This is a genomic window from Albidovulum salinarum (assembly GCF_025673475.1).
GTDB lineage: Bacteria > Pseudomonadota > Alphaproteobacteria > Rhodobacterales > Rhodobacteraceae > Albidovulum > Albidovulum salinarum.
Genome location: NZ_JAOVQO010000001.1, coordinates 278,890 through 292,371 on the forward strand (window position 1 = coordinate 278,890; position 13,482 = coordinate 292,371).

Here is a 13,482-nt window from a genome sequence, read left to right on the forward strand (position 1 = left end):
CTGTTACTCCGCTTCGATCTCGGCCACGGTGCGCTTCAGGACCCGCACCACCTGTTCCAACTGCCGCTTGTCATCCTTGTTGAGCGCCTTCAGCGGCGGGCGCGGCGGCCCGGCATAGCGGCCTTCCATCTCGACCCCGTGCTTGATGCACTGGATGAACTTGCCGCCCTGCTCAAGGACGCGCATCAGCGGCATCATCGCCGACATGATCCGGCGGCCCTTGTCGAAATCGCCCTCGACCGCGCAGGCACGCCATAGCGCGACGTGCTCGGCGGGCAGGAAGTTCGAGCCGCCGCAGACCCAGCTCCTGGCACCCCAGGCGAAGAATTCCAGCGCCTGGTCGTCCATGCCGCAGGACATCTGGATATGCGGATAGTCGCGGGCCAGAAGGTGGACCCGGTTGATGTCGCCCGAGCTTTCCTTGATCGCCACAATGTTGCGGCTGCGGCAGACGCGGTCGAGAAACTCCTCGCCCATGTTGATGCCCATGCGGCCGGGGTAGTTGTAGAGCATCACCGGCAGGTCGGCGGCGCGGTCGATGGCGAGCGTGTTCAGCGCGTTCTCGCGCTCGGTCGGCACCGAGTAGGGCGGCGAGCCCACGAGCAGCGCATCGGCACCGATCTTGGCGGCCGCCTCGGCCATGATGATCGAGTCCTCGAGCCGGATCGCCACGGTGCCGACGATCAGGGGCACCCGCTTGCCGATGACCTCCTTCGCGAAGGCCGCAAGTTCGACCCGCTCCTGCATCGACTGGGCGTAGTATTCGCCCGTGGAGCCGCCGTTGATCAGGCCGTGAACGCCGGCGGCGATCAGGTGCTCGATCTGCGCCGCAAACGCGTCGCGGTCGATCGATCCGTCGTCACGATGCGGCGTGATGACGGGCGTGTAGATGCCCTCGAACTTCATGAAGCTCCTCTTTCTGGCTCGGCGCCCGGCGCGCGGCCGAGCGGTATCTGCATCCCTGCGGGGGTGACGAAGCTTTCGATCTCCGCCCGCGACAATTCCCAATGCGCGATCGCCAGATCGGCGGAGGCATCGGCGTCGCCCGCCTCGATCAGCGCGATGAACTGGTCATGCTGGTCGGCCGCAACCGCGCGCTGCTCGGCCATGGCCCGGTTGCGCGGGCTGTAGAAGGTCATGCCGATCCGTGTGTGGTCGATCAGCAGGCGGCGGAGGCTTGGGCTCAGGTATTCGTTGTCGGCCATCTCGCCGATGATCGCGTGGAAGCGTTCGTTCATCAGTGCGCGCGTCGCGGCGTCGCCGTCGCGAATCGCGGCACGGAAGAGAAGCTGGGCATCCTTCAGGCGCATGATCTGCGCGGGCGTCGCGTGCTGGGCGGCGAGACGGCTCACGGCGGCATAGATCATCGGGGCGGCGACGAAGAAATTGCGCATCGTCTTGTGGGTCATCGGCGCGACCTGGGCGCCGCGATTCTCGTGCAGCACCACATAGCCTTCGCCCGCGAGCTGGCGCAGGATCTCCCGCAGGGGCGGGCGCGAGATCTGGTAAGCCTCGGAGATCTCGGTTTCATCGAGATAGCAGCCCGGCTCCAGCGCCTGGGTCAGAATCCGCCGCCGGAGATCCTCCGCGCACATCGCCTTCTTGCTTCTCGTCTCGTCGCTCACCGTTGCCTCCTGCCTGTCCGACTCTCGATTGGCTTCGGACAGTAACCGCGTGCATCTTGTAGTCTCAAAAAATACATATTGTCTACAATTAAAATCTGTGCTTTTAGTCCGGCCGGGGAGGAACCGCATGACCGAGACAACACGAGAAGCCGTTATCCGCTGCGACGGGATCTGGAAGATCTTCGGCGAGAAGTCGCGTCAGGCGATGGACGCTGTCCTGAAGCAGGGCCTGTCGAAGGAGGAGATTCGCGACCGTTTCGACTGCGTGGTCGGCGTGCGCGACGCCTCCTTCAGCGTCGGGCGCGGCGAGATCTTCTGCATCATGGGGCTCTCGGGCTCCGGGAAGTCGACGCTGATCCGCCATATCAACCGGCTGATCGAGCCGACCGCCGGGTCGGTCTTCATCGAGGGGCAGAACGTCAACGCGATGTCGGCCAAGGATCTGCGTGCGCTCCGTGCGCAGAAGATCGGCATGGTGTTCCAGAACATGGCGCTGATGCCGCACCGCACGGTGCGCGACAATGTCGTCTTCTCGCTCGAAGTGCGCGGCATCGACGAGGCGGAGCGGGTTCGGGTCGCCAAGCGCGCGATCGACGCTGTGGACCTCACGGGCTGGGACCAGAAATACCCCGACGAGCTCTCGGGCGGCATGCAGCAGCGCGTGGGCCTTGCCCGCGCCATCGCCGCCGACCCGACGATCCTTCTGATGGACGAGCCCTTCTCGGCGCTCGATCCGCTCATCCGCCGTCAGCTCCAGACGACGTTCATGGAGCTCTCGGCGGAACTTCACAAGACCACGGTCTTCATCACCCACGATCTCGACGAGGCGATCCGCATCGGTGACCGCATCGCGATCATGAAGGACGGGGTGCTGGTGCAGATCGGCACGCCGGAGGAGATCGTGACCGAGCCAGCCGACGACTATGTCGCCGATTTTGTCGCCGGCATCTCCAAGCTCGACCTGGTGACAGCGGCGCGCGTCATGCAGCCCTTCGCCCAGTACCGGCAGGCGAACGGCGACGGTGATCCGGCGCATTGGCCGGTGGCGCGACCCGAGGACAAGCTCAACGCACTCGTAGACCTCGCGATCGGCACCGACCATCCGATCCTCGTCAAGGCGGATGGCGCCAATGTCGGCGTGGTGACCAAGAAGGCGCTTCTGCGCGGGATTCAAGGGCGCGAAGACGCCGCGATGGAGGTGGCGTGATGGCCGAGGACAAGACCTTCAACTGGCTCGATCCGTTCTCCTCCGTCGATCTCGACGTCGACGGCCGCACCGACGGCATCAAGCAGTGGGCGATCGCGAACCGCGAGGCGATCCAGCCGATCAAGGGCTTCTTCGACGGCATGATCATCCGGATCGAGGCCGCGCTTCAGGCGGTGCCGCCGGTGATCATGTTGGTGCTTCTGGTGCTGATCGCCTGGCAGGCCGCCGGGCGGCGCGTGGCGATCCTTGTCGCGGCCTGCCTCGTGGCGCTCGGCTTCCTCGATCCGGCGGCCTGGTCTCTGGCCATGACGACGCTCGCCATCGTGATCTCGTCGGTGATCCTTTGCGTGATCATCGGCCTTCCCTTGGGCATCCTCGCCGGCAAGTCCGACCGGTTCGAGGCGGCGATCCGCCCGGTCCTCGACACGATGCAGACGATCCCAGCCTTCGTCTATCTCGTGCCGGTCGTGATGCTCATCGGCATCGGCAACGTATCGGGCGTGATCGTCACGATCATCTTTGCGCTGCCGCCCCTCGTGCGCCTCACCTCGCTCGGCATCCGGGGGGTGAACCCGAGCGTCGTGGAGGCGGCCCGCGCCTTTGGCGCCACGCCCAACCAGATCATGTTCAAGGTCGAACTGCCGCTCGCAACGCCGACGATCCTCGCCGGGCTCAACCAGACGATCATGCTGTCGCTGTCGATGGTCGTCATCGCCTCGATGATCTCGGTCAAAGGTCTCGGCAACGAGGTCCTGCGCGCCATGGGCCGGCTCGATGCCGGCAAGGCGATCGTCGGCGGCCTCGGCATCGTCATCCTCGCCATCGTGCTCGACCGCATCACGCAAGGCTTGGGCCGGTCGGGGCGCGCGCGCGGGCATCGCCACTGGTGGCAGGCCGGCCCGGTCGGGCTGGTGGTCGGCCTCGTCAAGGGGCGCGGCTGACCCACCCGAATTCACACGTTCAACCCGGAGGAGACACATGAAACACTTCACCATCTCGACCGCCCTCGCGCTGGCGCTTACCGCGTCGCCGCTCATGGCCAATGAAAGGCCTGGCGAAGGCGTCACCGTGCGCCCGGTCGTGCAATCCTACATCGAGGAATTCTTCCAGGCCCGCGTCCTTTACCGCGCGCTCGAGGATCTCGGCTACACGGTGGCCGAGCCGCAGGAGGTCACCGCCCAGACCGCGCACCTGGCAGTCGGAACCGGCGACGCCGACTTCTATCCGGTCCACTGGAACACGCTTCACGATTCCTTCTTCCAGGAAGCGGGCGGCGAAGCCGCAATGACCAAGGTCGGCACCATGGTCGAGGGCGCGCTCCAGGGCTATCTTGTCGACAAGGCGAGCTACGATGCCGGGATCACCGACCTCGGCATGCTCAAGGATCCCGAGATTGCCGCGAAGTTCGACGCCGATGGCGACGGCAAGGCCGACCTCGCAGGCTGCGTGCCGGGCTGGGGCTGCGAGCGCGTGATCGAGCACCAGCTGACCGAGTTCGGTCTGCGCGATACCGTCAACCACAACCAAGGCGAATACAACGCGATCATCGCCGACACGATCGCCCGCCAAGCGAACGGCGAGCCGGTTCTCTACTACACCTGGACGCCCTACTGGGTCTCGGGCGCGCTGGTCCCGGGCCAGGACGTCGAATGGCTCTCGGTGCCCTATACCTCGCTGCCGGACGGCGCGACCGGAGAAACCGAGTTCGAAGGCAAGAACCTCGGCTTCGCCCTCGACAGCTTGCGGATCGTGGCGCGCAACGACTTCCTCGCGGCCAATCCGGCCGCTGCGAAGCTCTTCGAGGTTGCCACGATCGACATCAACGACATCTCGGCCCAGAACAAGCTGATCGCCGATGGCGAGGACAGCTCGGACGTGATCGACGGCCATGTCGCGGCCTGGATCGAAGCCCACCAGGCCGAATATGACGGCTGGCTCGAAGCCGCCCGCGCGGCCGCCAACTGACCTGACCTCCGGGGGCGCCTTGCCGGGCGCCCCCCTTTTCTCAAGGACCACGGCGATGACCCAGACCGCGCATTTCGTCTTCCTGCTCCTCGAGAACTTCTCGCATCTCGCGTTCTCCTGCGCGCTGGAACCGCTGCGCATCGCCAACCTCGTCTCCGGCAAGCCGCTCTTTCGCTGGTCGCTCGCCTCCGAGAACGGCACCTCGGCCACCTCGTCGAACCGGGCGGTGACGCTGGTCGACCGCGGGCTGGAGCCCTTGGAGCGCGACGACCGGCTGTTCCTGATCTCCGGCATCCATGTCCAGAACCACACCACGCCCGCAGTGCTGAATTATCTCCGCCGCGAACGGGCGAGCGGAACCCAGATCGGCGCGATCTGCTCGGGCGCCTATGTGCTCGCCAAGGCCGGCTTCCTCGACGGCGTCGAGACCGCGATCCATTGGGAGTTCCACGATCTCTTCGCCGAGAAGTTCCCGGCCGTGCCGCTGGTGCGCAACGTCTTCGTCGCCAACCAGAAATTCGTCACCGCCTCGGGCGGCACCGCGGCGGCGGACCTGATGCTGCACCTCATCGCCCGCGACCACGGCACCGGGCTCGCCACCGCGGTCGCGGACCAGATGGTCTACAACGCGGTCCGCGAGGGCTCGGCCGCGCAGCGCGTCTCGCTGCAATCGCGCCACGGGATGCGCAACACGCATCTGACCCGCGCGATCCAGCTCATGGAGGACAGTATCGAGGATCCGCTCGCGCCGTGCGAGATCGCCGAGGAGCTTGGCATCTCGACGCGCCAGCTCGAGCGGCTCTTCGGCAAGTACCTCAACACGTCGCCTAAACGCTATGTGGTGGAGATGCGGCTCCACCGGGCGCGCAACCTGATCGTGCAGACCGAGGAATCCATCGCCCAGATCGCGATGGCCTGCGGCTTCAACTCGACGTCGCATTTCTCCAAGGTGTTCCGCAGCCATTTCGGTATCTCGCCGCTCAGCCACCGCACGACGCTGGCCTGAGCGGGGCCGAAGGTCGGGCGTTTTGTTGCTATCTGCGGCGGACAAAGCTATGCCCGGTGTCCCGAGCGGATGGAGACGGGCATGGACTTCACCTCAGACTACAAGGACCGGACCGACGAGATCATCGCCTTCTTTGCGGCGACCTTCTCGGCGTCGGAAGGACCCGACGAAGGCCGGCTGATCGGCGAACTGGGGGCGAAGCTCATCGCGACGACGCCCGACGACGATCTCTTCGTGTTCTCGGCGCTGGACGACGGGGCGCTTGCCGGGTGCATCCTCTTCACCCGCCTGACCTACGCTGAGGATGGCCGCACGGTCTTTCTCCTCGGTCCGGTTGCAGTCGAGACCGGCCGGCAAGGCAGGGGAATCGGGCAGAGCCTGTTGAGATACGGTCTGGACGCGCTCAGGCGCCGCGGCGTCGACGTCGCCATGACCTACGGCGATCCGCGATACTACGCCCGGGTCGGGTTCCTGCCGATCACGGAGGACCAAGCGCGGGCGCCGTTGAGGCTCAGCCAGCCCGAGGGCTGGCTCGCACAGTCGTTGACCGCGCGGCCGCTCGATCCGATGAAGGGGCCGTCACGCTGCGTCGCCGCCTTTGACAACCCGGCCTATTGGTAGACGCAGACGTCGGACGACTGTGGCGCGACGCGTTGCGACGCAGGACCGGGCCGGCAGGTTCGGCCTCGACGCAGATGCCGAAACGAAAGAACCTGCCCGCTTCGCGCGGGCAGGTTCCGGTGTTCGGTTTTCCCAATCGGGAACCGCCTCAGAACTCAGCGATCGTTGACCGCGACGTAGTCACGTGCGGTCTGGCCGATATAAAGCTGGCGCGGCCGGCCGATCTTCTGGGTCGGATCGCCGATCATCTCCTTCCACTGCGAGATCCAGCCGACGGTGCGGCTAACCGCGAAGATCGGCGTGAACATCGAGGTCGGGAAGCCCATCGCCTCGAGGATGATGCCCGAATAGAAGTCGACGTTCGGGTAGAGCTTCTTTTCGACGAAGTACGTGTCCTCGAGCGCGATGCGTTCAAGCTCCTTCGCGACCTTCAGAGTCTCGTTGTCGTGGATGCCGAGAAGGTCGAGCACCTCGTCGGCCGATTCCTTCATCACCTTGGCGCGCGGGTCGAAGTTCTTGTAGACCCGGTGGCCGAAGCCCATCAGGCGGAACGGATCGTTCTTGTCCTTGGCGCGGCGGATCGCCTCGGGGATGTTCTCGACCGTACCGATCTCGCGCAGCATTTCGAGGCAGGCCTGGTTGGCGCCGCCGTGGGCGGGGCCCCAGAGGCAGGCGATACCGGCCGCGACGCAGGCGAAGGGATTGGCGCCCGAGGAGCCCGCGAGCCGCACCGTCGAGGTCGAGGCGTTCTGCTCGTGATCGGCGTGCAGCATCATGATCCGGTCCATTGCCTTCGACAGGATCGGGTCGACGACGTAGTCCGCGCAGGGCACGGCGAAGCACATGTGCAGGAAGTTCGAAGCGTAATCGAGCGAGTTCTTCGGATACACGAAGGGCTGACCCATCGAGTACTTGTAGGCCATCGCCGCGATCGTCGGGAGCTTGGCGATCATCCGGATCGCCGCGACCTCGCGCTGCCAGGGATCGGAGATGTCGGTCGAGTCGTGGTAGAAGGCCGACATCGCGCCGACGACGCCGACCATGGTCGCCATCGGATGGCTGTCACGCCGGAACCCGCGGAAGAAATAGTGCATCTGCTCATGCACCATCGTGTGGTTCGTGACGCGGTGTTCGAAGTCCTGCATCTGGGCCGCGTTCGGCAGTTCCCCGTAGAGAAGCAGGTAGCAGACCTCGAGGAAATGCGATTGTTCGGCAAGCTGCTCGATCGGGTAGCCGCGATACTGCAACTCGCCCTTGTCGCCGTCGATATAGGTGATCGCGCTGTCGCAGGCCGCCGTCGAGGTGAAGCCCGGATCGTAGGTGAAGACGTCGCCCTCGGCGTAGAGCTTGCGGATGTCGATGACCTCCGGCCCGACGGTGGGCTGCAGCATCGGCAGTTCGATGCTCTTGCCGTTGAAGCTCAGCGTCGCGGTCTTGATCATCTTGTCCATCCCAGCTCCCTTGCCATCATCCGCCCGGAAACGCCGGACGGGGGTCTCCCTCGCGACCGTGGCGCCAGAGGCGCGGTCAGGCCGCTGCATCCTTCAACCGGGCGATGGTCTCCTCGCGCCCGATCACGAGCATCATGTCGAAAACGCTGGGACTGACCGAGCGCCCCGACAGGGCCGCCCGGAGCGGTCCGGCGATCTTGCCGAGTCCCATTCCGTGAGTCTCGGCGACGCCGGCCACTGTGGCCTCCAGCATGTCGCGCTCCCAGCTAGCATTTTGCAGGTGCGGCGTCAATTCTTTCAGTATACCACGGGATACCGTATCCAGTGCCTTGGCCGCCTTCTCGTCCGGGGCGAAGGGGCGCTCTCCCAGAACGAAATACGCCTTTTCAATGAGTTCCGGGAAAGTCTTGGCGCGATCCTTGACGCAGTAGAGCGCCCGCGACAAACCGTCTTTCTGCGCCTGCGAAAGCTTTGGGGCGCCTGCGGCCTCCAGATATGCCTCAATTTCAGGCAGAAGTTCTGCGTCCGGAGTCGCGGCGATGTGCTGGCCCGAGAGATTCTCCAGTTTCTTGAAGTCGAGCCGTGCCGGTGCCCGCCCGATTCCCTTCAGGTCGAACCACTCGCGGGCCTCGGCATCGGTGAAGAACTCCGCATCCCCATGCGCCCAGCCAAGCCGGGTGAGGTAGTTGCGCATCCCCGCCGCCGGATAGCCCATCGCCTGGTATTCCTCGAGGCCCACGGCGCCGTGGCGCTTCGAGAGCTTCTTGCCGTCGGGCCCGTGGATCAGCGGAATATGCGCCCAGACCGGCTCGGCCCAGCCCATGGCCCGGTAGATCTGCACCTGCCGCGCGGCATTGTTGAGGTGGTCGTCTCCCCGGATCACATGCGTAACCCCCATGTCGTGGTCGTCGACGACGACCGCCAGCATGTAGGTGGGCGTACCATCGGAGCGTAAACAAACCATGTCGTCGAGTTGGTCGTTGCCGAAGGTGACGGTGCCCTGCACCGCGTCCTCGATCACGGTCTGGCCCTCGCGCGGCGCCTTGAGCCGGATGACATAGGGCGCGTCGGGATGGGTCGCCGGATCGGCGTCGCGCCAGGGGCTCTGGAACAGCGTCGAGCGGCCCTCGGCGCGGGCGGCCTCGCGGTAGGCCTCGATCTCGTCCTGGCTGCAGAAGCACTTGTAGGCCGCGCCGCGCGCCAGCATTTCGCGCGCCACCTCGGCATGGCGGTCGCGGCGCTCGAACTGGCTGACCACCTCGCCGTCCCAGTCGAGACCGAGCCACGTCAGCCCCTTGAGGATCGCCGCCGTCGCTTCCGGCGTCGACCGCTCGCGGTCGGTGTCTTCGATGCGCAGGAGGAACCTGCCGCCGCGGCCGCGGGCATAGAGCCAGTTGAAGAGCGCGGTCCGGGCGCCGCCGATATGGAGGTAACCCGTGGGCGAGGGGGCGAAGCGGGTGACGATCTCGGACATGGACGGATTAACCTTTCGGAAACCATGAGCGTTCAGGCTGGTCCGCGTTCATTAGGCAAAGCCGGACAGGGAAACAAGGTGCGGCTGGTGGCGGCGATGCGGGAGGGGTTCGACCTGGCGCGGGGCGGTGTGATGCCCTGGGCGCCGGTGCTCCTTGGCTGCGGCATCGGTCTTTACTTCACGCTCGGGTCCGAGCCCGGCGCGGCGCTGTTATCGGCCGCGGTCTTGATCGCGGTGGCATTGACGGTTGCCGCGTTGCGCGGGCCGGATCTCTGGCGCGCGCCGGCCTTGGCGCTCGCGCTCCTGGTCGCGGGGCTGGTCCTCGCCGCCGTCCGGTCGCATCTGGTGGCCGCGCCGGTCCTGTCCTTCCGCTACTACGGCCCCGTGGAGGGCCGCATCGTCGACATCGACCGCTCGTTTTCCGATCAGCCACGGCTGACACTCGACCGGGTCGTGCTCGAGGACGTGGCGCCGGACCGTACACCGACGCGCGTTCGGATTGCGCTGCATGGCATGCAGCAGCAGATCGATCCGCAGCCTGGCCTCCGGGTGATCCTGACCGCGCATCTCTCGCCGCCCGAAGGCCCGGTCGAGCCCGGCGGCTTCGACTTCCAGCGGCTGGCATGGTTCTCGCGACTCGGCGCGGTCGGCTACACCCGCACACCGGTTCTGGCGCTGGAAGCGCCCGAGGGCAGGATGGCGCTTCTGGCGTTCCGGCTCAGGATGGCGCTCTCGGGCGCGATGCAGGCGCGGATGGAGGGGCAGGCGGGAGCCTTCGCAGCGGCCTTGATGACCGGCGACCGGTCGGGGGTTTCGGCGGCTACGAACGATGCACTTCGGGGCTCGAACCTGTCGCACCTGATCTCGATCTCAGGGCTGCACATGGGGCTCCTGACCGGCTTCGTCTTCGCCGCCTGCCGCTACGGGCTCGCGCTGGCGCCGCCGCTCGCGCTACGCCTGCCCTCGAAGAAGATCGCGGCCTGGGTCGCATTGCTGGCCGCCTCGTTCTACCTCGTGCTCGCCGGTCCGAACGTCGCGACCCGGCGCGCCTTCATCATGGCGGCGGTGATGCTGGTCGCCGTACTGGCCGACCGCCGGGCGATCTCGCTCCGGTCGGTGGCGCTGGCGGCGCTGATCGTGCTGGTGCTTGAGCCGGAGAGCCTCGTCGAGCCCGGCTTCCAGATGTCGTTCGGCGCCACCGTCGCGCTGATCGTCGCCTTCCAGCCCTGGACGCGGGTCCAGAACCGGGTGCCGCGGCCGCTGCGGCCGGTGGCGATGATGATCCTGTCCTCGGCGGCGGCGGGCTTTGCCACCGCGCCGATCGCGGCGGCACATTTCAACAGGATCGCGGAGTATGGTCTTCTCGCCAACATGTTCGCGGTGCCGATCATGGGCATGGTGGTGATGCCGGCCGGAGTCGTCGCGGCGCTGCTCGCGCCTCTCGGCCTCGCGGCGCCGGCGCTCTGGGCGATGGAGAAGGGCTGTGCGCTCATTCTCGCGGTCGCGGACTGGGTCGCGGGCCTTGACGGTGCGGTCGTGGCTGTGCCGACGCCGCCAGATGCGGCGCTGCCGCTGATCGCCCTCGGTGGCATCGCGGCGCTGATCGGCCGGGCTCTGTGGCTGCGTGGAACCGGCGCGGCGCTCGTGGCGGTCGCGCTCGGGCTCTGGGCCGGTGCGGAACGGCCGACGCTCCTCGTTTCCGGCGACGGCGCCATCGTCGGGCTGATGGAAGAGGCGGGACGGGCGCTCTCGAAGCCCAAGGGCGCGGGTTTCGTCGCCAAAAGCTGGCTCGAGGATGACGGCGACATGGCGTTGCAGGAAGTCGCCTACGCGCGGCCCGGGTTCGCGGGTGTCAAGGGCGCACTTTCGGCCGAACTGGCGGGCGTCACGGCGCTGCATTTCACCGGCAAGGGGGCAGCGGAGCGCGCGGCCGGGTCCTGCAGCGGCGGGGCGCTCGTCATCCTGTCGGAGAACTGGAGCGGCGCGCCCGCAAGCGACTGCCGGGTCTACGATGCCGCCAAACTACGCGCCACCGGGGCGCTCGCGATCCATGCCGGGCCGGACGGGCTCCGCATCGTCAGCGCGCGCGAGGCGTCCGGCGAGCGGCTCTGGAACCGCCGCCCGGAACGCCGCGACCGCGCCAAAAAGCCTCAGTAGCTGCGGATCAACCCGACGAGCCGACCCTGCACCTTGACGTGGTCCTCGGGCAGGACTCGCGTCTCGTAGGCCTGGTTCGCGGCTTCGAGCGCGATCATTCCGCCGCGGCGGCGGAAGCGCTTCAGCGTCGCCTCGTGGCCCTCGACCAGCGCCACGACAATATCGCCATTCTCCGCCGTCGACTGTTCGCGGATCACCACGATGTCGCCGTCGTTGATCCCGGCCTCGATCATCGAGTCGCCCTTCACCTCGAGCGCGTAGTGCTGGCCCTTGCCAGAGAGCATCGACCCCGGCACCGCGACATGGTGCGAGACTTCCGAGATCGCCTCGATCGGCACGCCGGCGGCGATGCGCCCCATCACCGGCAGTTCCAGCGCGTGGATCTCGCTGACCGCCATCGCGCCCGGCGGCGGCGCCTTGCGGTCGCCCTCGATCACCCGCGGCGAGAAACCCGGTTTCTCCATCGCCTCCGGCAGTTTCACGATCTCGATCGCGCGGGCGCGGTGGGCGAGGCGGCGGATGAAGCCACGCTCCTCGAGCGCGGTGATCAGGCGGTGGATGCCGGATTTCGACCGCAGGTCGAGCGCGTCCTTCATCTCGTCGAACGAGGGCGGTACGCCGTCGCGCGCCATGCGCCTCTGGATGAAGTCGAGTAGTTCCAGCTGCTTGCGGGTCAGCATATTGCGATCATCCCCTTGTCGATGTCGGTGCTGTTCAAGGGATGTTCTACGCGTGTTCTCTTTTTGTGTCAATCCGCCGGTATTCGGCCGCGCCGCTCAGATCGGAATGAATTCCGCAGCCGTGCCAGCCGGTTGCGGCCCGTCCCCGACCGGCCGGATCAGGAGCGCATCGGCCTCGGCAAGGACCGTGAGAAGCGCGCTGTCCTGCTGCTCGAAGGGATGGATCAGGCAAGCACCGTCGCGCTGCTCGACCCGCGCACGCATGTAGTGCGCCCGCGGTCCGTTCGCCTCGACGGGCGCCGCGAGAACGCCGCGCCGGACCGGCGCGGGCGCCGCCGGCAAGCCCTGCATCGCGCGCAGCATCGGCAACATGAAGACATGGCCACAAACGACAGAAGATACGGGATTTCCCGGCAAGCCGAGCAGCGTGGAGCCGGCCAGGCGCCCGGCCATCAGCGGCTTTCCGGGCCGCATTGCGATCTTGTAGAAGGACCGCTCCATCCCGAGGTCGGCGGTGACCTTGCCGACGAGGTCATGGTCGCCCACCGAAGCGCCACCGATGGTCACGATGAGGTCTGCGCCCTCGGCCAGCGCCAGCGTGTGGCGCAGGGACGACTCGCTGTCGCGGGCGATGGGCAGCATCCGCACCTCGGCGCCTTCCGCCTCGGCCATCGCGGCGAGTGCATAGCCGTTCGAGGCGATGATCTGGTCCGGCCCCGGTGCCTCTCCGGGCATAACAAGTTCGTTGCCGGTCGCCATGATTGCCACAATGGGACGCCGCGCCACCCGGAGCTCGGCCACGTTCATCGCCGCGATGAGGGCGAGATCGGTCGCCGACAGACGGCGCGGTACCTCGATCCGGTCGCCTGCGTGGAAATCCTGCCCGGCGGCACGGATATTGGCGCCATGCTCGAGCGGCCCGGTGAGCGTGATGCGATCGCCCTCGCGGCTGACATCCTCCTGAAGCACGACCCGGTCGGCGCCCTCTGGCACCGGCGCGCCGGTGAAAATCCGCACCGCCTCCCCGTGGGAAAGGGTTCCGGAAAATCCAAGGCCAGCAGCGGCTTCACCGATGACGTTAAGGCGCACGCCGGGACGATGATCGGTCTCCCGGATCGCGTAGCCATCCATCGCCGAGGCGGCGAAGGGCGGCTGGTCGAGCCCTGCGACGACCGGTTCCGCGAGCACCCGCCCGGCGCCGTGGCGAAGCGGCACGGTCTCCGAGCCGAGCGGCGCCGAGAGCGCGAAGAGCCGGGAGAGGGCCTCGTCGACGGAAATCATGCAAGAGCCTCCGAT

The 13,482-nt window shown here is 66.9% G+C and carries 12 protein-coding genes; 6 read left to right on the forward strand and 6 right to left on the reverse strand.

The features are described 5' to 3' along the window. Positions 1–3: 3 nt before the first annotated feature. Complete coding sequence (locus OEZ60_RS01365) at positions 4–906, reverse strand: dihydrodipicolinate synthase family protein (RefSeq protein WP_263332460.1); 903 nt, start codon at positions 904–906, stop codon at positions 4–6. Continuing rightward, entirely contained in the window at positions 903–1,595 is a 693-nt protein-coding gene (locus OEZ60_RS01370; RefSeq protein WP_411709775.1) for a GntR family transcriptional regulator, read from the reverse strand. The genes OEZ60_RS01365 and OEZ60_RS01370 overlap by 4 nt, the downstream gene beginning before the upstream one ends. Before the next feature lie 157 nt (positions 1,596–1,752). Here OEZ60_RS01370 and OEZ60_RS01375 point away from each other — a divergent pair, with 157 nt between their 5' ends. From OEZ60_RS01375 to OEZ60_RS01395, 5 genes are all read left to right on the forward strand, one after another. Continuing rightward, complete coding sequence (locus OEZ60_RS01375) at positions 1,753–2,832, forward strand: quaternary amine ABC transporter ATP-binding protein (protein WP_263332464.1); 1,080 nt, start codon at positions 1,753–1,755, stop codon at positions 2,830–2,832. Continuing rightward, positions 2,832–3,773: an ABC transporter permease gene (locus tag OEZ60_RS01380; protein ID WP_263332466.1), complete on the forward strand. Its 942-nt coding sequence runs from the start codon at positions 2,832–2,834 to the stop codon at positions 3,771–3,773. Before OEZ60_RS01375 ends, OEZ60_RS01380 begins: the two co-directional genes overlap by 1 nt. Before the next feature lie 37 nt (positions 3,774–3,810). Further along, positions 3,811–4,797, forward strand: coding sequence for a glycine betaine/L-proline ABC transporter substrate-binding protein ProX (gene proX, locus OEZ60_RS01385; RefSeq protein ID WP_263332468.1), 987 nt, complete (start codon positions 3,811–3,813; stop codon positions 4,795–4,797). Between the two features lie 55 nt (positions 4,798–4,852). Then, entirely contained in the window at positions 4,853–5,803 is a 951-nt protein-coding gene (locus OEZ60_RS01390) for a GlxA family transcriptional regulator (protein WP_263332470.1), read from the forward strand. Between the two features lie 81 nt (positions 5,804–5,884). Next, positions 5,885–6,424: a GNAT family N-acetyltransferase gene (locus OEZ60_RS01395; protein ID WP_263332472.1), complete on the forward strand. Its 540-nt coding sequence runs from the start codon at positions 5,885–5,887 to the stop codon at positions 6,422–6,424. A 155-nt stretch (positions 6,425–6,579) separates the two neighbouring features. Here the strand turns inward: OEZ60_RS01395 and OEZ60_RS01400 are convergent, their stop codons facing one another. Together OEZ60_RS01400 and gltX are read right to left on the reverse strand one after the other, a co-directional pair. Next, positions 6,580–7,875 (reverse strand): citrate synthase, encoded by a 1,296-nt coding sequence (locus OEZ60_RS01400; protein ID WP_411709772.1) that lies wholly within the window; start codon positions 7,873–7,875, stop codon positions 6,580–6,582. A gap of 76 nt (positions 7,876–7,951) precedes the next feature. After that, the gene (gltX, locus tag OEZ60_RS01405) at positions 7,952–9,349 is read right to left on the reverse strand and encodes a glutamate--tRNA ligase (RefSeq protein ID WP_263332474.1); all 1,398 of its coding nucleotides are present in this window, start codon (positions 9,347–9,349) and stop codon (positions 7,952–7,954) included. Between the two features lie 96 nt (positions 9,350–9,445). On the opposite strand from gltX, the gene OEZ60_RS01410 reads away from it, so the two are divergent. Beyond that, positions 9,446–11,506 (forward strand): ComEC/Rec2 family competence protein, encoded by a 2,061-nt coding sequence (locus OEZ60_RS01410; protein ID WP_263332720.1) that lies wholly within the window; start codon positions 9,446–9,448, stop codon positions 11,504–11,506. Here OEZ60_RS01410 and lexA read toward each other — a convergent pair. Then, positions 11,500–12,186 (reverse strand): transcriptional repressor LexA, encoded by a 687-nt coding sequence (gene lexA, locus OEZ60_RS01415; RefSeq protein ID WP_263332477.1) that lies wholly within the window; start codon positions 12,184–12,186, stop codon positions 11,500–11,502. The genes OEZ60_RS01410 and lexA overlap by 7 nt on opposite strands. 96 nt (positions 12,187–12,282) lie before the next feature. Further along, positions 12,283–13,467, reverse strand: a complete 1,185-nt coding sequence (locus OEZ60_RS01420) for a molybdopterin molybdotransferase MoeA (RefSeq protein ID WP_263332479.1) — start codon at positions 13,465–13,467, stop codon at positions 12,283–12,285. Positions 13,468–13,482: the final 15 nt, after the last annotated feature.